The sequence below is a fragment of the Bacillus sp. 3255 genome (assembly GCF_031456485.1).
In the GTDB taxonomy this organism is placed as follows: domain Bacteria; phylum Bacillota; class Bacilli; order Paenibacillales; family NBRC-103111; genus Paenibacillus_E.
The window spans coordinates 1-19,244 of sequence record NZ_JAVDUS010000036.1 but is presented as its reverse complement, the minus strand read 5'-3'; the positions used below and the strand labels follow the sequence as shown (position 1 = coordinate 19,244).

General features: G+C 52.6%; 16 protein-coding genes and 3 tRNA genes. 3 read left to right on the top strand and 16 right to left on the bottom strand.

Going from position 1 to position 19,244, the window contains the following annotated elements:
- The first annotated feature begins 94 nt into the window (after nucleotides 1-94).
- A complete protein-coding gene (locus J2X61_RS35445) occupies nucleotides 95-958 on the top strand; it encodes an AraC family transcriptional regulator (protein WP_274473447.1) in 864 nt (287 codons plus the stop codon).
- Between the two features lie 3 nt (nucleotides 959-961).
- On the opposite strand, the gene pelG is transcribed toward J2X61_RS35445, so the two are convergent.
- Genes pelG through J2X61_RS35415 form a run of 6 tightly spaced genes read right to left on the bottom strand, consistent with a single transcriptional unit; the run spans nucleotide 962 to nucleotide 8,355 of the window.
- Complete coding sequence (gene pelG / locus J2X61_RS35440; RefSeq protein ID WP_310195098.1) at nucleotides 962-2,428, bottom strand: exopolysaccharide Pel transporter PelG; 1,467 nt, start codon at nucleotides 2,426-2,428, stop codon at nucleotides 962-964.
- Entirely contained in the window at nucleotides 2,428-3,840 is a 1,413-nt protein-coding gene (gene pelF / locus J2X61_RS35435) for a GT4 family glycosyltransferase PelF (RefSeq protein ID WP_310195096.1), read from the bottom strand. Before pelF ends, pelG begins: the two co-directional genes overlap by 1 nt.
- Nucleotides 3,837-5,681 (bottom strand): DUF2194 domain-containing protein, encoded by a 1,845-nt coding sequence (locus J2X61_RS35430; protein WP_310195094.1) that lies wholly within the window; start codon nucleotides 5,679-5,681, stop codon nucleotides 3,837-3,839. The genes pelF and J2X61_RS35430 overlap by 4 nt, the downstream gene beginning before the upstream one ends.
- Nucleotides 5,641-6,705, bottom strand: a complete 1,065-nt coding sequence (locus J2X61_RS35425; protein WP_274473443.1) for a hypothetical protein — start codon at nucleotides 6,703-6,705, stop codon at nucleotides 5,641-5,643. The genes J2X61_RS35430 and J2X61_RS35425 overlap by 41 nt, the downstream gene beginning before the upstream one ends.
- 2 nt (nucleotides 6,706-6,707) lie before the next feature.
- Nucleotides 6,708-7,937 (bottom strand): hypothetical protein, encoded by a 1,230-nt coding sequence (locus J2X61_RS35420; RefSeq protein ID WP_274473442.1) that lies wholly within the window; start codon nucleotides 7,935-7,937, stop codon nucleotides 6,708-6,710.
- A 16-nt stretch (nucleotides 7,938-7,953) separates the two neighbouring features.
- Nucleotides 7,954-8,355, bottom strand: coding sequence for a response regulator (locus J2X61_RS35415; RefSeq protein ID WP_310195089.1), 402 nt, complete (start codon nucleotides 8,353-8,355; stop codon nucleotides 7,954-7,956).
- 115 nt (nucleotides 8,356-8,470) lie between these two features.
- On the opposite strand from J2X61_RS35415, the gene J2X61_RS35410 reads away from it, so the two are divergent.
- Nucleotides 8,471-9,304, top strand: a complete 834-nt coding sequence (locus J2X61_RS35410) for a glycoside hydrolase family 191 protein (RefSeq protein ID WP_310195087.1) — start codon at nucleotides 8,471-8,473, stop codon at nucleotides 9,302-9,304.
- A 2-nt stretch (nucleotides 9,305-9,306) separates the two neighbouring features.
- On the opposite strand, the gene J2X61_RS35405 is transcribed toward J2X61_RS35410, so the two are convergent.
- The 3 genes from J2X61_RS35405 to J2X61_RS35395 all read right to left on the bottom strand — a co-directional run bounded on the left by J2X61_RS35405 (nucleotide 9,307) and on the right by J2X61_RS35395 (nucleotide 13,157).
- The gene (locus J2X61_RS35405) at nucleotides 9,307-10,239 is read right to left on the bottom strand and encodes an NAD-dependent epimerase/dehydratase family protein (RefSeq protein WP_310195084.1); all 933 of its coding nucleotides are present in this window, start codon (nucleotides 10,237-10,239) and stop codon (nucleotides 9,307-9,309) included.
- Between the two features lie 181 nt (nucleotides 10,240-10,420).
- Nucleotides 10,421-11,677 (bottom strand): (Fe-S)-binding protein, encoded by a 1,257-nt coding sequence (locus J2X61_RS35400; RefSeq protein ID WP_274473479.1) that lies wholly within the window; start codon nucleotides 11,675-11,677, stop codon nucleotides 10,421-10,423.
- A 64-nt stretch (nucleotides 11,678-11,741) separates the two neighbouring features.
- On the bottom strand, nucleotides 11,742-13,157 hold the full coding sequence (locus tag J2X61_RS35395; RefSeq protein WP_274473436.1) for an FAD-linked oxidase C-terminal domain-containing protein: 1,416 nt from the start codon (nucleotides 13,155-13,157) through the stop codon (nucleotides 11,742-11,744).
- Nucleotides 13,158-13,276: 119 nt separating this feature from the next.
- Here J2X61_RS35395 and J2X61_RS35390 point away from each other — a divergent pair, with 119 nt between their 5' ends.
- Nucleotides 13,277-14,011 (top strand): FadR/GntR family transcriptional regulator, encoded by a 735-nt coding sequence (locus J2X61_RS35390; RefSeq protein ID WP_274473435.1) that lies wholly within the window; start codon nucleotides 13,277-13,279, stop codon nucleotides 14,009-14,011.
- Between the two features lies 1 nt (nucleotide 14,012).
- On the opposite strand, the gene J2X61_RS35385 is transcribed toward J2X61_RS35390, so the two are convergent.
- From J2X61_RS35385 to J2X61_RS35355, 7 genes are all read right to left on the bottom strand, one after another.
- The gene (locus J2X61_RS35385) at nucleotides 14,013-14,561 is read right to left on the bottom strand and encodes a D-lyxose/D-mannose family sugar isomerase (protein WP_310195080.1); all 549 of its coding nucleotides are present in this window, start codon (nucleotides 14,559-14,561) and stop codon (nucleotides 14,013-14,015) included.
- 123 nt (nucleotides 14,562-14,684) lie between these two features.
- Nucleotides 14,685-16,970, bottom strand: coding sequence for a glycoside hydrolase family 95 protein (locus J2X61_RS35380; protein WP_310195079.1), 2,286 nt, complete (start codon nucleotides 16,968-16,970; stop codon nucleotides 14,685-14,687).
- 153 nt (nucleotides 16,971-17,123) lie between these two features.
- Entirely contained in the window at nucleotides 17,124-18,221 is a 1,098-nt protein-coding gene (locus J2X61_RS35375) for an alpha-L-fucosidase (RefSeq protein WP_310195078.1), read from the bottom strand.
- A 146-nt stretch (nucleotides 18,222-18,367) separates the two neighbouring features.
- A complete protein-coding gene (locus J2X61_RS35370; RefSeq protein ID WP_310195077.1) occupies nucleotides 18,368-18,811 on the bottom strand; it encodes a chemotaxis protein CheC in 444 nt (147 codons plus the stop codon).
- A gap of 172 nt (nucleotides 18,812-18,983) precedes the next feature.
- Nucleotides 18,984-19,062 (bottom strand) — tRNA-Leu (locus J2X61_RS35365).
- A gap of 6 nt (nucleotides 19,063-19,068) precedes the next feature.
- Nucleotides 19,069-19,148, bottom strand: a tRNA-Leu gene (locus tag J2X61_RS35360).
- A gap of 1 nt (nucleotide 19,149) precedes the next feature.
- A tRNA-Thr gene (locus tag J2X61_RS35355) sits at nucleotides 19,150-19,225 on the bottom strand.
- Nucleotides 19,226-19,244: the final 19 nt, after the last annotated feature.

Sequence of the window (19,244 nt, the reverse complement as noted above, 5' to 3'; positions counted from 1 at the left end):
CAGCATTTCCGAACAATAAAATAATGATTTTTAGCACATTTATACTGTTTTTTGATATCATTGCTTCATACAGAAACGGAAGGAGCTTGTCGCTGTGGGGCCCATTCGCAAAATTTTCGATAACCAAGATACGTTCCCTTTCTCCTATGCCTATAAAAACACAAAAAGCTCGCAAAGCGAGCTTCCTGACCATCTGCACGACTGGTATGAAATTGTGTATGTGTACCGCGGCAACGGCACTTTCTTCATCGATCACACGTTCTACGAAATGAAGGCCGGAGACGTGTTCCTGATTCCGGGCAATACGATTCATCGGGCGACACCCGATAAAGAAACCCCCGTCACCTCTACCGCGGTGTATTTCAGCCCGGGGCTCGTTCAAGCGCCGCAGCTTGGCGATACGTTCTCCTATTTGCACAGCTTCGAGCAGGCTGCACAGCTGCGCCATTACAAGCTGGCCACACTGCTGCCGCAGCGGCAGCACCTGGAGCATTGCTGGGATGCGATCCGGCATGAGCTTAAGCTGAGGAGTCCCGGCCACCGGCAGGCTGTCTACGTACAGCTGCTACAAGTGCTGCTCTACTTGCAGCGGGACATAGGCTCGGATATGCCGCTGCATACAGGCGATCCCCTTGCCGCTCCCGGCTGGATGAGAGAGAGTCTGCTCTATATCGATGAGCATTTCTGCGAGGATATCGGGCTTAACACGCTGTCCAAGCAAGCCGCCGTCTCGCCGGCGCATTTCAGCCGGGTGTTCAAGCAGTTGACCGGCCTGAATGTGACCGCGTACATCATGACGAAGCGCATCATTCGCGCCAAACAGCTGCTTGCCGAAAGTGATACCACCATTCAGCATATCGCCGAGCTTTGCGGCTTCGAGAGCCTTCCCCATTTCCATGCCATGTTCAAAAGAGTGCTGGGGATGACGCCCGCCGCAGCCCGAAAAGCGTTCAAATAAAGATTATTTGAATAACCGCCGGGCATCGCTTATCCTACTGAGCCATGTAAACAATCCGGACCTATCCTTGTAAACGATGCTTTGCGTAATAAAAGTATGCACCTCGATCCGTTTCAGAAAGGCCAGCAGTCTGTACCCGCTCCACGCGTAAGCGGCAAGACCCGCCAGGAAGTAACTGAACCCGTAATAATCGACCCCCAGAGGCAGCAGGCCGGCCGTCAGCAGCACATTCATTGCACAATAAACCGCTCCGGCGATGACGGCGCCCTTGCGATCCTCGAAATACAGCAGGAGCAGAATATGGATGAGCATAATCGCATTCAACAAAGCCCCCAGCGCGCATAGTCTGAAAATGTCGATGACGGTTTTCTGCAAGCCGATTCGCTCCAGCAGCAATTCGCTCACGAGAATCACGAACACGGTGATAATCCCCTGCAGCTTCGTGAGCCTGTACAGCTCCCGCCACAGCACCTCCACCATATGTTTCTTCGCTTTATGGATCATTTCGAGCGTCCCGCCATTCGCCACATAGCCATAGAACGATTTGTACTTGTCATAAAACTGCGTTTCCACGGAAACGACGAACAGAACAAGCGATGGGATAATCGTCAGGTTGGCCAGGAATACCGCCGTATCATAGATCGGACTGTACACGAACGTCTCCTCGATCCAGACCCCGGAAGGTCCCATCCAAACGATCATATTGTGTGTCCACACCCCGATGTTGTATAGGAACCCGACCCATAGGAGTGATGGGTATTTATCGACATATCTTAGGAATGCGTACGGATTGGAGGAAATCTTCGCAGGGAAAGCGCGCAGCAGCACAAACACCAGCATACACATCGTCGTCAGAATGCCGCAGCCGAACCCCAGCAACATATTGACCGCCTGCTCGTACGCCCCTAAGATAACCGGAAAGCGGAGGAAAACGAAAACTCCGGCGACCGAAACGGCGGACCCGGCCAGGAAGGAATAGGCGATCATTTTATAATCTTTGGCCGCAGTCAAGAAAACCATCGCCAGCCATATTTGACCGCACATGAAAAATAGCATCACGCTTATCCCTTTGTATAGGACGGGTAAAGGAGAAGACCCGTAGAAAATGACGGCGGCTGCGAGCGATATGGCGAAAACGATTCTGGAAATACCGGTGTAGGTGGGCGTAACGACTTCCAGCCGGTTCAAGAAAAAATGGTCGGCCAAATATCGTGTCACGAGGAGCTGCCATCCTCCGGAGAGCATCTGGGAGAAGATGAAGCAGTAGGAAACCGTGACGATGAACAGCTGACGCTGGGAGTCCTCCACATTGGCGACATGAACGAGGATGACATTAATGAAGGCAATGCTCCCGACGGATAAGATCCACGGGCCCGCCGCAATGAAAGAAGCGTATGCGTAAGCGCGAACGCGCAGCGATAAATAATCTTCGCGGAACAGCTTCTGCAGGGTGAATCCGATTCCTGCCATCAGGTTACCACCTCATCATATAACTGCTTGTACGCCTCAATAAAATGATCGATCTGATACAAGGCTTCTACCCGCCTGCGGCCGACTTGCCCCATGTAGACCCGCTGATCCGGGAGGCCGTGCATCTTCACCATCATATCGGCCATCGCTCTGGGATTCACGGGAGGCACGATATAGCCCGCCATGCCTGTGTCCCGCTCATCTTTTCCTTCCAGCAGCTCCCGGCAGCTGCCGACGTCCGTACAGATCCACGGGACTCCCGCCGCCATGCCTTCCAAGACGGCGAGGGGCTGCCCTTCGCTAATGGAGCTCAGGATCAGCACATCGATGGCCGGCAGATAGTCTTCGACGGCAACCTTGCCGGTGAACGTCACCATGTCCTCCAACTGCAGATTGCGTCTCAAAGCGAGGCATTCCTGATAATAATCGGGGTCCTCGTCGGTAGGTCCCATGATCCACAGCTGCATGTGAGGAATCTCGCTGCTGGCCAGCCGCGCCGCATAGAGCAGCGTCTTGATATCCTTGATCGGCACGAGCCGTACGACGGCTCCGAAGACGATCCGGCCACTCGCACAATTTGCCCGCCGGGGAAGCTGCGACAATCGCTTGTAGTCGACTCCATTGGGAATGACCAGAGCTCGTTCCGAAGGAGCGCCGAGCTCCAATTGAATCTGGCGGGTTCCGCCGTAGAGTGCAATTGTACGGTCGGCCGTCCGGTAAGCTCCTTTGGACATATGGTAGAAATAATCGATCCAGCGCCGCTTGAAGGGCGGATCGACCCATGCCGACTTCAGGATCTCCTCCTCCCGCTCCCGGGCATACACGCCATGCTCGGTCAGCAGAAACGGCTTCTTGCGCTTCATCCGCAAATATGTGCCGATCAAACCGGCATAGCCCGTAGACACGGCATGATAGACATCCGCCGGCGGATAAGCTTGCTGCAGCAGGTACACCGCAGGCAAGTACATCGACCTCCACGTCCAGAAATAGCTATTGAACGAGTGGTTCGGCATCTCCGTCTCGTAGGCGGTGACGAGGAAATTCCAGAAGCTTTCGCTCTCCATGAACGAAACGGGGTTGCCCAGCTTCGCTGGATCGGCGATCAGCGTGAGCGCCTCTTCCGAGCCGGGGTGAAAGCCGAACCAAGCCAGACATGCCTCCGCCTCGGCAGCGGACAGACGCGGTTTGCGCCCGCCTTCCAAATTCTGATAATCCATGATGTAGATATCATGGATACCGGAGATATTCGCCGGCAGCTGGTACTTATAGCCGGCCTCCTCCTGCCGGGAGGAAGAGATGGCAATGATCTCGAACTGATGCTGGGGCATGGACGCAACGAGCATCTGAATCCAGCCGGCTACGCCCCCGGATACGTAGGGATAGCTTCCTTCAACGATCAAAGCGATTTTCATGGGCTGCTTTCCTTCAACTGAATATTTACTGTCGGCTGGCGAGCTTCCAGATGCCAGATCCCTTCTTTTTCATCCAAAGGGGTGAGATTGCCCGACTCTTTGGAGATTTGAGGAACTAGACGAGCGGGCACCCGAACCGTGTAATGCATCGGAATCAGTTGATCCTTCGTTGTAATCGTAATGCTTTGGGTTCCATAATGAACATCCGCCGTTCCGGCTTCGTAGAGGCTGAACTTTTTCACTGCGTCTCGAACCGTAAGCGGCTCTAAGTAAGGATACGTTTTATTCAACCAGGACATCCAGCCCTCGAAATGTTGGATAAGATACTTCCAGCCTTTGCCCCCTGACCTTTGGATATCCAGCGCATCGTCCGGATGAACGAAATGGTTGACCAAGCCGAAATTGGCGATAGCATCGTTGATGAAAAACAATTGGCCTTCATCGATTGCGTAACCGGAAGAAATGCGCGGATAGTTCGTAAATTGCGGGAATTCGCTATCGACGCCGAACTCCTGCTCGAGAAAGCCCTTCTCTCCCCCAACCGAGTACAGGGACGAAAGAATATCGATCGACGGCGCAGCTTCTGCCAACGCCATCTTGCCCGTTCTGTTCATAACGTTCGAAGGAGGCACATACGTCTTCAATTCATGCCCTGGAAATAAGCTGTCGGTCAGCTCAGTCAACCGCCTTAGACTCTTCGCCATCGCCGCTTGGTTCGGCCAAGGGACATAACCGAGCTCCGGCTTGATCGGCTCATCGGCCGTTACGAGCGATTGGTGATTATAGCCGTGCAGGCCGATTTCGCCGCCGAGGCCGAGCAGTCTGGAGCCGAAATAAGGGATGAGCTCCGGCGTGCCGTCGAGCAAGGAAGGAAGCGGCGGTTCGGTCCGGTTTTGATAGGTGCCAATTATCAGTCCCGTATATTTCCAACCGTACAGCTTCGAGATGCGTACCATATCCTCCCACCAGATGCGTTCGTAGAAAGCAGGTGTGCTTAAGCCATACTCTCGATGAATGAGCGGGTTATCGACCTGCGGCACCGGAGAGGGGAAATCGTCGATGTTTAAGCTTCGGGCTGCCACTTGCGAGGTCACAAGGCTGTCCACGGCGAGGCCGATGGATTGCACCATGAGCCCCCGCCCCTCCTTCTGGGCTGAAGCCGTGGAATTCCAATACACGACCTTGCCTTGGCCGTACACATACGTCCACAGCAGAGGCGTTCCCTGTGAGGTTAAATAGACCTCCGCTTCGGGCTGCAGCTTAACATCGAGCATATTGTTGGAGAACAACAAATTCGTCGGCGGCAAGTTTGGATAACCGGGAAACACCGTTTGGTTCACCGTGATGCCACGGTTCGATCCCGGGAAATAACCGTTGTTGGCGGCGATGCCGAACATGCCGTTCCAGGCGGGCGCATAGAAGCGCGTATATACAAGCAGTCTGCCGCCTTGGCGAACGTACGTTTGGACCATGTTCAGATCCAGCCCGCTAACGTCTTCTCCCATCAATAGAAGCGCTGTCCAAGGTCCCGGCTTCAATGTTGCAAGGTCCTCCGCAGCGATCGTATCCCATGGCAGTTTGGCCAGCGCCAGCGCATGCTCCAAATTGTCTCGGACCTTGAGACCTTCCGTATCCTTCGGGTTCACATATAAAGATAAGCCCAATGGAGCGCCCGATATGAATGCCGGCTGCGAGCTTTTCGTGGTGAAGGGGGCTTCTTTGAATACATATCTCGACGGGGACAAAGGAAATACGTCCACAACCCTCATCGTCTGCAGCATAACGCCGAGTACAAGCATACTAACGATAACGCACGACAAAGTGATCAGCTTGCGGGACACCTTGCTCCCTCATCTCCTTCCATAATCGGATGGCGGGCACATATTCCTGCGGAACCTCCACATCGCTATCCAACCACATCTGAGCGAACCGGCTTAGCTCCTCCAGCCTTCCTTCCGCATACAACAGTTCGGCCTTGGTCAGATTCGTTAAATACCGGCAGCCCTCTACTTCGGATACTTCCCCGGCAAGCCGGACCGCGGTCTTATAATCCTTCTCCATGCGGGCCAGATGGCACAACTCCACGGTAAAGCGAGGCTCGTTAGGAAACTGCTGCCTGCCTCTGGCGATCCAACCTTTGAAGGCTTCCCTGACCTCCATCGCCAACTCTTCCGTCAGCAAGCGGCTCTCCAGATAGTGCCGGTAGGAATCAAACAATTCCGTCCACGTCGCTATGGATTTGTCGTTCTGCTGAAGCAGCTGGGTCCATTTCTTAATACTGCGAATATACTGCTCGTTCAAATAATTCAAACTGGTCGCGGCATAGTGCACCACTTCAGGATCGCTGTTCGTCAGCGCCTCATGAAACAGCTCCACTTTGTTACGGCCTTCATATTCCATTAGGGAGAATAGGGCTTCTTTCTTACCGGCATGCTCCCCTGACATGAGAACTTCCCGGAACGGAACCCGGTTCGACTCGGCTTCGATATCGATGTTATAGGTTTCCAGCGAGTGTGGGACATGATACACGTAATTCTCGTATTCCTCATAGAAGTCTTCCCGGAACCTCAGCAGCAGCAAGCCGCTCAGGATAAGCCCTCCCGCCGCAAAGCCGACTCCCGGGAAGAAGAGGAACAACGTCTGTATCAGCCCGGCGCTCATACGGTCATACGTGCGCAAGCCGACGAATTGAAACATGAAATAGAACAGAACAACAAGGAGAAGATGAACCATGAAACAAATCCATCCAAGGGAGTAATAAACCATTTGCAGGACGTCAAACGCGGCAAATAGGAAACATGCGGCCGCCGCCAGCCATGCGGATGCGGTAACGTCGAAGTGCCGGGCATGCCTGGTTACGCGCATGGCTAAGCCCCCCTGTCGAAGCGGTTGCGAATCCGCTCCTCAATGAGCGCTGCCAGCTCCGGTGAAGTTGCGGGCAGCAGGAACAACAATTCCCCGCGGAACGCGTCGTAGGACATGGCATCCTCGTCACGCAGCATGCGCTGTGTAAGCTCATTGATTTCCAACAGCGCAGCAGACTCCTCCATATCACCCAGTTCCACGGGCAGCTTCAAGAGCAGGAATTTCTGGTCGAAATCCGTTTCCCGCAGCGCTTCTTCATTTAATTTGGCGTAGAAATATTCGGGCACCATCACTTTCGTACCGGGGAAATAACGCTCATCCTTTAACTTCCGCTCCCTCTCGAACGCCTTCACGCAGCTCTCGCCCATCCAAGTGAGAATAAGCCGGAACAAATCGAGCGTATACTTGTTGAGGGATACGAGATCCATGCCGTTCAGACCGATCACTGCCACGATATTTTGGTTCTGATCAAGCAGCGGTCCCGCCATGATCGGTACATCCAGGGGCTCGCCTTCCAAGCGCATTTGTATGCTTTTCTCCTCGCGAACTCGGCTGTATATCGACGGTTTGTCCAGAAAAACGGTAGCCGGATATCGGGTCTCGGGGCCATAGTACACTTTCAGCCGCAGCACATCGCCATTCTGATTCATCCGGTAAATGACGATGGAGCCGGCTTGGATCAAATCCTTGCACAAGCGGACGGCATCGGTGAAAATAATTTCCGAATCTTCCGAGTCGAGCGCCTTGGCGATTCTATAGAGCGTAAACAAGCTTTCTTGGGCGCCAATGACTTTGGTTTCCAATGCTTTCTTCACAACATGCAGATCGCGATAGCTTCCTTCCACTTTGGCCAGCTGCGCGTTCATTTCTTCCAATTCGTCCGCCACCATGCTGTACTTGAAACGCAGGTCCGAAGCGACGTGACCGACGAATAGCGCGATGCCCCAGTAACAGATGAACCACTTCGCCTGCTCCCAGCGGTCAAACAGTCCGTACATATCGCCATGGACCGAGAGATAGGCGGCAATGTGGAGCAAGCTGACCCCCGCTGCAGCCATGACGCCGACCCGGTTCCCGTAACGCAGGGCAAAATACAAGATAAGAAACATGAACGGATTCAAGGACCACGCCAGCCAGTCCAAGCGGTAGACCAGATAGATCGCAACGATGATAGCAGCAACTGCTGCAAGTTCGATGTAGGGCAGCCACCTGCGGTTTTGGCGATAAATCAATCAGGCTTCCTCCCCGCTAACCGTCCATTGGTCGAATGACGATCGGATTGTTTTTTTTCCAATAGGTTTGTTGTAATTGCGTATACATGTCGTCGGTTTGAAAAGGCTTAACGATGTAGTCATCAGCGCCCGCCATCATCGACTTGGACAATTCGCCGGCGGAGTGCTTCCCACTCATGAGGATAATCGGCGTTCTCCCAAACGCCTTATCGGAGCGAAGATCCCGGCAAAAATCAAAACCGCTCATCCCCGGCATCAGCACGTCGGCCAGTATGGCATCCGGCTTTATCGTTTTAATTGCCGGTAACGCGTCGAAAGGATCTCCGTAGGCCGAGATCTGCAAGCCTTTGGCTTCAAACCGTTCTTTGAGAAAACCAAGTAAAATATGATCGTCGTCTACAATCGCTATATGCTTCATGGTGATCAACTCCCTATGCAAATATAGCATTGCTCTGTTACGTCAACTTTATCTATATCTCTGTCATTTTTTATCATATAATGTAGGAAAATCTAAGGAAGGACAGTGATTAACGATGACCATCACATGGAAATACACGTCAGCGATCCTCGTTTCACTCGCCCTATTCTCGTTTATATGGAAGCAGCAAGCGCATGCGACCGGCCCTTTTCAACAAGTGAACAATTATTCCCTTTATTATGGAAACCCGAACGTTCAGGCTATGGCCAAGCTAAAGACGAAGGATCTCGTCATTATAGAGCCTCAGCTGTATACCCGTGAGCAGATTCAAGACATTCAAGCTGCCGGCACGTTGGTGATCGGCTATCTTAGCGTCATGGAGACGCCTTCCTGGAACCAATTGCGCACCGAAGAGCTTCGTGAGCAGGATTATTTCCTGCACAATGACGAACGGATCCACTTCTCCAAGTGGAATTCCTATCTCATGGATTTGCGCGAAGCCCATTATCGCCAGCTGCTGCTGTCGGAAATTGAAGCCTCCATTACATCCAAAGGGATGCAAGGCATATTTCTGGATACTGTCGGGGATATTGACGATTATATGAAGGACATGGAAGCGCAGGCCCCCATGCGGGAAGCCTATGCAGCTTTCCTGCAAGAGGTGAAGGCAAGCTATCCGGGACTTTCGGTCATTCAAAACAGGGGATTCGATACGCTGGACGATTCGGCAGCCTATATCGATGCTTTGCTTTGGGAAGACTGGCGCGGCAATTGGAAGAAAGATCCTTGGACGAAGGCTAGAGTGGAACGGCTCCAGCAGGAGCAGAAGAAGGGATTGGTTGTGTTCACCCTTACGATGAACAAAGAGAGCTCTCCCGGAAGAGAGGCTCGCAAATTGAATTTCATACCTTTGAACGCCCCGGACGGATACACCAAGAAGGTGTACTGATCCTAGGATCGTTGATATTGCTCTTTGTAATAGTTCATCGTTTCCCGGAGTCCGTCCCTTAACGTGTAGGTTGGACGCCAGTCCAGATCCTTCATCGCCGCACGGTTATCCAACCGGCTGTGCATAATATCGCCGTTACGAGCCTCCGCATACGCAGGGTTGAAGCTGCCGATGCCGCTGACCTCGTACATCTCTTTCAGAAGCTCGTTAACGCTTGTCTGCTCGTTACAGCTTATGTTATAAATACAGCGGCTGCCTTTCGTTAAGGCGGCCCTATTGGCGTTCACGATATCCTGGACATAGATGAAATCCCTCGTCTGCTCGCCGCTGCCGTAGATAACCGGCTGCTTTCCCTCCAGCAGCTTGTCCACGAAGATCGCGACGACGCCTCCCTCTCCTTTCGGATCCTGCCTGATTCCATATACATTCGCATACCGCAGGATGGTATAGTCCATTCCATAAAGAGAAGCGAAAGTTTCGAGATAGTGCTCCGGCGTATGTTTGGAAATGCCATAGAACGAGAGCGGCTTCACGGGATGAGCCTCGTCCACGCTCAAATATTGCGGGGTCCCGTACACCGCAGCGGAGGAGGCATAGAGAATCTTCCTCACCTTGTAGTCGCGGCAGCCTTCCAGCAGCCCGATCATACCGAGAATGTTGATTCGGGCATCCGTTAACGGATCGGTCAGCGACGCCTGTACATCAATCTGGGCTGCATGATGAATAACCACCTCCGGCTGCGCGGCAGCCAGTACCTTGGCAAGCATTGGAGCGTCCATCACGTCCCCCCGGTGAAAGATGGCTTCTCTGTTCACATTCTCCATCCGGCCTGTCGTCATGTTATCCAATATATGTACACGATGCCCCTCGTGAATCAAGTCATCGACGATATGCGAACCGATGAAACCGGCTCCCCCGGTAACTAGAATATTCATCGCAAACAATCCCCTCCTACAATCAACGTACCTTCTGCGCCAAAAGTTACTTCTCAGGATTTCCTTCTATCGGACGAATTACCCTTCAATTGAGTTGCTTGGTGGATGTATCCGTTTATTATGGTAACACAAAAACAAGCCGCTCCCCAAGGAAGCGGCTTAAATCTGTAAGCCGTGCGATTTAGTTTTTCACGACCCTGTCATACAGGAAGTCGGCGATATGAACGGCCTCCATCTGCCCCTTCTGCCCGTGCTTGTCGATCCCGAGCTTCATCTGCAGCAAGCAGCCGGGATTGCTTGTCACGAGATATCGGGCCTCGGTGGCGTTCGCATTCACCATTTTATCGGCAAGAATTTGATTCGCCATCTCCGGCTGCGTCACATTATAAATGCCCGCAGAACCGCAGCAAGAGCCCGCATCCTTCATTTCGATAAAAGCGACATTGCCCACTTCTTTTAACAGCTGTCTGGATGGATTGCTTCCTTTCATCACGTTGCGCAGATGGCAGGAATCCTGATACGTAACCCGCGTCGCTTTGCCCGCTACAGGTTCCGTGAATTGGAGCGGACGCCCCTTCTCCACGAGAATGGTCGCAATATCCTTCACGCGCGAAGCGAACCACCCCGCAGCTTCTTGCCATTCCGGCTCGTCATGAAGCAAATGGTCATACTCGATCAGGATAGCGCCGCAGCCCCCCGCATTAGAAACAATGAAATCGACGCCTGCTTCTTGGAACGCGCGGATGTTGCTCTTGGCCAGCATTTTGGCTTGGTCGCTTTCGCCGCTATGCGCATGAAGAGCGCCGCAGCAGTTCTGCGTCTCCGGGATCACCACGTCGAAGCCTGCTTCGGACAGCAGCTTGACCGTTTTGATATTCGTTTCGGTGAACATCACGTCCATCAAGCAGCCGCGGAACATGCCCACGGTGGCGATCTTCTCGCCTTTGGCCGGGATGAAGCTCCCTAGCTGCTGGGCAACCCCTTTGCCGGAAGCATCCGGCAAAATTTTCTCCATATCGGACAATTGCTTGGAAAATAAGCCGACAACGCCTGTTTTTCGAACGATCTTCTGAAGGCCTGACTTTTTGTAGAAATGCATGCCTGAACCGAGAAGGCTCATTCTCTGCTGGGACGGGAACAGCTCCTTGAAGACGAGCTTGCGTACGCCGCGAACCCACATGCGGTGCTGCTTGGTATGTGTCTCGATCGCATCGCGCGCCTGTTCGATCAGCTGTCCGTACTTCACGTCAGCCGGACATGCCGGTTCGCATGCGCGGCAGCCCAAGCAGTGATTCATTTGATCCTCGAACGAGATGCCCGGTTCCATGATGCCGTCTACGGCTGCTTTCATCAGCGAAATCCGTCCACGAGGCGATTCCGCCTCGATGCCTGTTTGCTTGAACGTTGGGCACACCGGCAGACAGAAGCCGCAGCGCATGCAGTTCGTCAATTGATTGTAATCCAGCTTCTGGATTAACGTCTCCTGAAGGGTCGCTCCTTGGTTAGCCACGATCGATCACCACCCTGCGTCTCGTTTCTTTGGCGAACATTTTGCCGGGATTCAGCAAATGGTGGGGATCGAATACATCCTTAATCCCTTTCATCAACGCGATGCCGCTGCTTCCGACCTTCCACTCCAGGAACGGCGCTTTCACCAAGCCAACGCCATGTTCACCGGTAATGGTGCCGCCAAGCCGAATCGCCGCTTCGAAAATTTCTTCAAAAGCCGCTTCAACCCGGTGAATTTCATCGTGATCGCGCGCATCCGTCGTAGCCGTCGGGTGCAAATTACCGTCGCCTGCATGCCCGAACGTACAGATCTGTACGTTATGCTTCTCGGCGATGCGATTGATCTCCAACACCATTTCGGCGATCTTGGAGCGAGGAACGGTCGCATCCTCCAGAATCGTCGTCGGACGCAATCGCGCCAGCGCCGTAAATGCGCTTCTGCGCGCCGTCAGCAGCTTCAACGCTTCCTCTTGATTCGTCGCGACGCTGACTTCATCGGCCAGCTCCTCGCGGCAAATGTCGGATATGCGGGCGATGTCCCGCTCGACCATTTCCTCCTCGCCGTCCTGCTCGATGAGCAGGATCGCGGCCATATCGAGCGGCAGTCCCAGCTTCGCGAAATCGTCTACGACGCGAATCGTCGGGTTATCCATGAATTCCAGCGTAGCCGGAATGATGCGGTTCTCGATAATTTTGGACACGGTACGCGCAGCTCCGTACAAATCTTTGTACATCGCCAGCATCGTTTTCTTATACTTCGGCGGCGGGATCAGCTTCAACGTGGCTTCTGTGATAACTGCCAGCGTGCCTTCCGAGCCGATCAGCAGCTTGGTCAGATCGTACCCGGCCACGTCCTTCATCAGCTTGCCGCCCGTGCGCATGATTTCACCGCTTGCCAGCACACACTCCAATCCGATCACATAATCCTTGGTCGTACCGTATTTCAATCCGCGCAGACCGCCGGAGCACTCCGCGATATTGCCGCCGATGGTGGATATCGCCATAGAGCTTGGGTCCGGCGGATAAAATAAACCCAGGCTTTCGATATGCTCGATGAACTGCTTCGTAATGATGCCCGGCTGTACCGTAGCGGTCAAGTTCTGCATATCGATATCCAGAATGGCGTTCATTCGGTGCATCACCATGACGATGCCGCCTTCAACAGGCACCGTGCCTCCGCACAGATTCGTGCCGGAGCCTCTGCTGATCAGCGGAATGCGGTGCTCGCTAAGCACCTTCATAATGGCGGATACTTGAGCCGTATCCTTAGGATATATGACGCCGTCAGGCAGTGACTGCAGCATCGGCGTTCCGTCGTACGAATGGGTAACGAGGGATTCCATATCGTCTTTGAAGTAAGCGTCGCCTACAATATGAAGCAATTTTTGTCTAATCGATTGATCGAGCATAACGGCCTCCCATGGACTAATCATGTATGTCATTTGCAAGTGATCATGTGATCAGATGACTTTTCTTCTATTTTAGCTTATGATTGAATAGATGTATATATTTTTATGGAGGAATGGGCATGGCATTTGAGCAAATACGGCCGCAGAAGGGGTCGGAGATCGTCATGGGGCAGATCAAGAGGCAAATCGAATCGGGCACCTATGCCCCAGGCTCCAAATTGCCGACCGTCATTGAGCTGGCAGCGCTCTTTCAAGTCGGGCGTTCGACGATCCGGGAAGCGCTGAGCGGGTTAAAAGCGATGGGCTGGGTGGATATCCGGCACGGCGGGGGTACGTTCGTGAGCAATCCGCTGCCGGCGGAAGGCGCATCCCTCTTCGATCAGGGCGAGTCGCTGCAGGAAGTGCAGGAGGTGCGGCGATTTATCGAGGCCGGCTGCGCATCGCTGGCTGCAAGCCGCCGGACGGCAGAGGATGTTGCGGCGCTGCGCGATATTTTGCGGAGGATGGAACAAGCGCTGGACAACGAGGAAGAAAGCGAGGGAGCCGACATCCGCTTCCACCTGGAGATCGCCAAAGCCTCCCACAATTCCCTCATGATCGGAATGATGGAGTCTTTGACGGAGAGGCTTCAGGTCAGCATGAAGGCTTCTCGCCGTCTATGGTTTTTCGCTGAGCGCGCATCCGCGGAGAAGCTTCTGCAGGAGCATCGCGACATCGTTGACGCCATCGAGGCCGGGGATGAGAAGCTTGCCGCAGAGCGAATCTCTCAGCATATTCTGAAGGTCGATCAAGTTGCGCAGAAGCTGGCCAAGAATAATGCCGGAGCTTCATCATCATCGGAGCCGAGCCTTTGATTTACAGGTCGTCTTCGATTACCGGTATGCGCTGGATCCGCGGATCGGTGAATAGATCGAATTCATCCCGGCTCGTGCTGGAGAACTCCGATACGACGGCCCCTTGTTCGCCTGCCTGGAACCAGTGCTTCGTGCCCGGCATGATCGTGTATTGCTCGCCGGGCTGCAGCTCAATTTCGTGGAACACCGTATAATAAGCTTCACTGCCAGGCGGCACAACAGCTTGGGGGCTTGCGGCGGGTTCCCCTTCGACATAGAGCAGAACGCTTCCCGCTCGGCAGCGGAACGTTTCCATTTTGCCGGGATCATCGCCTACAGGGGGATGCAGATGCTCCGGACACGTCTGTCGCGGGAACAGCACCAATTCTTTGGCACAATACCGATCCGTATTTACGTAGGTAATGAGTTCAAGACCTTGAACCGGCAGCTCATTGAGCCCAAAACCGGCCACCTCGATATTCTTGATCTCCTCCTCTGTCAGCACAATACCGCTATGCCGAAGCACTTCCTCCGTACGTGCCTGGGCGGCCTTAACCTCGCTTCTTTTCATCGTCGAATATCCTCCTCGCTCGAATCGTCATGTAGTTTTATCGACTACTATATTCGCCGTATTTGAACATTCGCCTCTTCCGGGAACAAAGAAACCTCCGCCGTTGTCGGCAGAGGATTCTTATCAGCATATAAGTTCATAGTATTCTTCAGGCAAGGTGTCGAACGCCAATGTTCCGTCACTAAGACTTGTTGCAACGATTGTTCTGGAATTGTGAACTTCAATTCCTTCCTTGAAAGAGTACCTTAACCGGCAGCGCCTGCCTAGCTTGGAGTGGATAAACGCCTTATCCAATACTCCGCGGCTCCATTGGAGCTCAAGCTCGAACCCGTTCCTCGCGCATACGCCGCGAATGCTTCCGTTCGACCATTCGGCAGGCAGCGCCGGCAAGAGCCGGATTTCCTCCTCATCGCTCTGCACAAGCATTTCTATGATGCCGGCAGCCGCCCCGAAATTCCCATCGATCTGGAAAGGCGGATGGTTATCGAAAAGATTGCTATGCGTCGAGTGGTTGAATAGCGTCTTCACATACAGATTGGCCAGCTCCGCTTCTCCCAAATGAGCCCATAAGTTAATGATCCAGGCGCAGCTCCAGCCCGTATGTCCGCTCCCGTGTTGAAGTCTCCGCTCCAGCGTCGTCCGAGCTGCGGCGAGCAATTCCGGTGTTTGGCGGCTGATGCTGTGCCCCGGGAACAAGCCGAACAAATGCGAGATATGCCGGTGACCCGGCTCTGTCTCTTCATGATCCTCCAGCCATTCCTGCAGTTGTCCATACTTGCCTATTTGCAACGGAGGCAGTTGTGAACGCTTCTGAATGAGCAGCTCTCTGAAATCATCGTCCACCCCGAGCTCCTCGCTTGCCCGGATACAGTTCTCGAACAGATCGTCAATAATTTGGACGGCCATGGTAGGACTCATATCGAGTGCCGTTTCCGTACCGTCCGCCGCCTTGAATTTATTCTCCGGCGAAGTGGTCGGTCCGGTGACGAGCCATCCGTAATGCGGATGCTCGATCATGAAGTCAAGATAAAACCGTGCCGCGTCCTTCATAAAGATGTAAGCCCTATTGCTCAGCAGCTCCTTATCACCTGTGAATAGATAATGATCCCAATAATGGCGGCTGAGCCAAGCCGCTCCTTCCTGCCAGAGCAGCGATGAAGTTGCCCGAAGGGACGTATTCAGCCAAGGATTCGTCCTTGTGCTGAGTACGATTCCGCTGCAACCGTAACGTTCTCTCGCAACCTTGCGCCCTGGCCCGACCAGCGAATCCATCAGATCGAAAAGCGGTTCGTGCAGCTCCGATAAGTTGCCTGTTTCGGCGAGCCAATAATTCATTTGGGCGTTAATGTTAATCGTGTAATCCGAGAACCATGGCGGCGTGAAACGATCGTTCCAGACGCCTTGCAGATTAGCGGGCAAAGTCCCCTGCCGCGAACTGGCAATTAATAAATAACGGCCATATTGAACATAAAGCGCCGTTAAATAAGGGTCGTCCTGAACGAACTTCAGCTGCTCAAGACGTTCATCCGTAGGAATGTCGTGAAATCTATCGTCACCCAAATCTATCTCCATGCGGCTAAACAAGCTTTGGTAATCGTGGATATGGTCTTCCTTCAATTGTTCCCAAGATCTCGAGCCTGCCAAGCGGAGCAGGGCTTGGTTCGCTCCTTGCGGGTCCTTGTGCCGGTAAGTCGTATTCGCAGTTACGATTATGGTGATCGCTTGGCATTCCCGAAATATGACGGAATTGCTTGTGGCATAGCATTTCCCCCCTTCGGAATGCGCTTCCAAGTTCGCGGCAAACTTTACGCCTTCATACTCGCATTCGCCGCTGAGCATCAAGCCCATGGAACCATTCTGGCTAACGGTTGCACCGCATTCACGCTCCAGGCGGATCGAACCGCTCAACGTCGGCGTACCGCTTGCCTCCAGACGCACCGCCAGAACAAGATCCGTATTGCTGCAAAAGACTTCTCGCGTGTAGCGCGTTCCCCCTACGTAAAAGCTGGTTAGGCAGAGTGCTTGTTCGATATCCAGTTCTCTGTGGTAGTTCGTTATTTCGCCTTGCGGCAGTTCCATTCGAATATATAGATCCCCTAACGGCTGATAATTGCCGTAGTTCGGGTTAAGCGGCGTTCTCATCGATTGTTCCGCCAGTTGATGCGCGGTCCGGTAATTCCCTTCAAACAGCATGCTGCGAACCTGGCCAATCGTCTGCATTACCCCGGGGCTCTCATCATAATGCGGCTTACCCGACCACACCGTCTCCTCGTTCAAGCCGATCCGTTCTTCATGAATGCCGCCGTATACCATGCCGCCTATTTTGCCGTTTCCTACAGGAAGCGCTTCGGTCCATTGCTCAGCAGGGCGGTTATACCAGAGGCGCCAATGTGCTCTTTTGTTATTCATTACCTTTCCCCCTATGAACATCTACTTCTAATCGAGAAAAAGTATAACATCTTAAATGTTTTCATAATTTCAATAATTTTTGCACTTATTTCAAAATTTTTCGATTGAAAGTAGAAAAAGAACCAGCCGTTATGCTGATTCCGTTTTTTTCTGCTATATAGCCATAAAATCTTCATGCTCATAGCCGTTCGTGCGAATCTGCCGGCCCATCTCCTGAAATGTCTGAATATCCTCAAGAGGTATAGCGCCATCCGGGTATAGTCCCGTATTAAGAAGCAAATTGCAGTTGTGTTCGCCCGCAAGCCTGAACTTTCGCATAGCCTCTTCCGTATCCATATGTTTGACCCGATTGACGAACCCCCAGCCTTTGTTTTGCATAGCCACGCAGATTTCATTTCGTTTATCTTGGTGCAGCCTCCATACCTCGTTCGACCGGTTAACCGCTTCCTCCGATACCCCGCTGCTTCGCAAATTCCCCTCCAACTGGGTGAAACCTTTATCCTGCGACATGAAGTCTTCATCCCCGGTAACTCCTTGCTGGAAAGCAATCAAGCATTGCGGCTGCAAAGCACGTATTAGAGCATATGTCTCCTCTACAGCGAACAACTCCGGCCGATAATAGCATGGGCCTGCACCAATAAACCATAACCCCGCTATCGCACCGTAATTGGTAAGCAGCTCCCGAATTTGAACATGCACAAAAGCGATGTAGCGCCTAAAATCTTGCGGTTCCTTATAGAGATATCTGGGTTCGGGTTCTTGGTAGTTGGGCCGTGATCCCGGCATCCCCTGCTCATTGGACAAGTAATAAGGATGGCGCCAATCAGTGCCATAGCTGTATGAGAGAAACAGCCCTAGTCCTTTCTTCTCGCAAGCCACCGCCAATTCTCGAACAAGGTCTCTTCTTGCTGGCGAGTGAACACTATGGAAATCAGTTGCAGCGGTTTCGAACAAGCAAAAGCTGTCATGATGTCTTGCCATAAAGTTTATATATTTCATCCCCGACTGAACGGCCAATTCAGCCATGCTGTCGGCATCGAAATATTCAGCCGTGAAGATATTGCTCAGCTGCTCATATTCGGTAACATGAATTTGATTGTCATACATCACCCATTCACCGCGCCCCAGAAGGCTGTACAGACCATAATGGACAAGCATCCCGAATTTCGCATCGTGAAACCATGCCTGTCCTGCTGTACGCGGATCGACAGCGTAAAACTTCTCATAGCCTTTAAGGTACGATGGAATCATCTTATGGTTTGCCCCCTGAAGCGTATTTCTCTTTATACTATCACGCGGGAATGTGCGGATATCTCCAATATTTTTTGGTCTATTTCCAAAATATTATGAAAAAGAGCCAGCGCATTCGGCACTCGCTCTTAGAAGAACGTTAAATCCTATTTATTCATTAAAATCACGCGAATATCGCCTACTGTCTCAATGCTTATCGGCATTGTCAGTCTGCCCGACCGCTCATTGTAATCAAACCCGTCCTGCAGCAGAGAAGGCGTCGTTATATCCAGCGTAACACCTTGATCCCCCAGAATGGTCGTCGTTCCGCCGGCAATGATGTTGGCAATTTCACTGACACAGCTGTCCAGCATCTCGCCTTCCATATACATTCCGAACACCGCCTCGCTGATTCGGCTAAATACGACGCGCTGCCCATCCAGAACCATGCTATACTCACTGTTCGTAAAATGAATGGCGACGCCGATCTCATCCTTGCTGATCGGCTCGCTGCACGTTCTGACTTCCGACTGATTCAATGGCTTAGGAATGATATTGCCTATCGATGCCCTTACACTATTCAGTAATAAACTCTGAAAATCCTGCGTCATCCTTTTCTCCCCTGTTCCATATAGTGCTTCGCATTCGCTTCTTCTCGCACTGACGATACTTCCACTTTAATTTATAATTGTTAGCTCATTACAGTCTTAATTGTTAGGAAAGTATTTATAAATAAAAAAAGTGGCTGAACAGAGCTATGTCTGTTCAACCACTTTCTGTGAATACCGGCGAGAGGACTCGAACCTCCACTCGTGAGAACTCGATTTTGAGTCGAGCGCGTCTGCCATTCCGCCACGCCGGCATTTGATGCGCGTAGAGGGACTTGAACCCCCACGGTCGCCCGCTAGATCCTAAGTCTAGTGCGTCTGCCAATTCCGCCATACGCGCGTGGTGCCGTCGAGAGGACTTGAACCCCCAACCTACTGATTACAAGTCAGTTGCTCTACCAGTTGAGCTACAACGGCATATTCAATTTGATTCGTA

What these genes read in the sequence shown, in the direction of transcription:
- pelG (WP_310195098.1), bottom strand. Translation starts at nt 2,428, where the DNA reads ATGGCAGGAATCGGATTCACCCTGCAGAAGCTGTTCCGCGAAGATTAT.
- pelF (WP_310195096.1), bottom strand. Translation starts at nt 3,840, where the DNA reads ATGAAAATCGCTTTGATCGTTGAAGGAAGCTATCCCTACGTATCCGGG.
- J2X61_RS35425 (WP_274473443.1), bottom strand. Translation starts at nt 6,705, where the DNA reads ATGCGCGTAACCAGGCATGCCCGGCACTTCGACGTTACCGCATCCGCA.
- J2X61_RS35415 (WP_310195089.1), bottom strand. Translation starts at nt 8,355, where the DNA reads ATGAAGCATATAGCGATTGTAGACGACGATCATATTTTACTTGGTTTT.
- J2X61_RS35410 (WP_310195087.1), top strand. Translation starts at nt 8,471, where the DNA reads ATGACCATCACATGGAAATACACGTCAGCGATCCTCGTTTCACTCGCC.
- J2X61_RS35405 (WP_310195084.1), bottom strand. Translation starts at nt 10,239, where the DNA reads ATGAATATTCTAGTTACCGGGGGAGCCGGTTTCATCGGTTCGCATATC.
- J2X61_RS35400 (WP_274473479.1), bottom strand. Translation starts at nt 11,677, where the DNA reads ATGCGCTGCGGCTTCTGTCTGCCGGTGTGCCCAACGTTCAAGCAAACA.
- J2X61_RS35395 (WP_274473436.1), bottom strand. Translation starts at nt 13,157, where the DNA reads ATGCTCGATCAATCGATTAGACAAAAATTGCTTCATATTGTAGGCGAC.
- J2X61_RS35390 (WP_274473435.1), top strand. Translation starts at nt 13,277, where the DNA reads ATGGCATTTGAGCAAATACGGCCGCAGAAGGGGTCGGAGATCGTCATG.
- J2X61_RS35385 (WP_310195080.1), bottom strand. Translation starts at nt 14,561, where the DNA reads ATGAAAAGAAGCGAGGTTAAGGCCGCCCAGGCACGTACGGAGGAAGTG.
- J2X61_RS35380 (WP_310195079.1), bottom strand. Translation starts at nt 16,970, where the DNA reads ATGAATAACAAAAGAGCACATTGGCGCCTCTGGTATAACCGCCCTGCT.
- J2X61_RS35375 (WP_310195078.1), bottom strand. Translation starts at nt 18,221, where the DNA reads ATGATTCCATCGTACCTTAAAGGCTATGAGAAGTTTTACGCTGTCGAT.
- J2X61_RS35370 (WP_310195077.1), bottom strand. Translation starts at nt 18,811, where the DNA reads ATGACGCAGGATTTTCAGAGTTTATTACTGAATAGTGTAAGGGCATCG.